This window comes from Mesorhizobium sp. ArgA1 (genome assembly GCF_053714375.1).
On sequence record NZ_JBSKBQ010000206.1, the window covers coordinates 1 to 241 of the forward strand.

The window sequence follows — 241 nt, forward strand, 5'->3', positions numbered from 1 at the left end:
CCAAGTTTCCTTAGCACCACACGATCCCCAGATCGTTGCGTATGAGACAGCTATTCGCGGATGTTTGCCGGCAGGGCGATACCGGTAGCCTGGAAGACGCTGCCGACCATGCCGGTCGTTGGCGTACGCACCGTGATGGTCTTGCCGTCCTTTTCGATGGTTGCCTGCTGCAGGCGATCGAGATCATTGAGAAGCGGCTGCCACTCGGGCTTTAGGCCCTTGTCCCGGCACAGCCTGGTCA

Annotated in this window: 1 pseudogene; it reads right to left on the reverse strand. The window is 59.8% G+C overall.

The annotated features are described in order from the left end of the window. Nucleotides 1-50 precede the first annotated feature (50 nt). Nucleotides 51-241 (reverse strand): annotated as a pseudogene (locus tag ACWGTI_RS33000) (IS1634 family transposase); the annotation flags it as partial.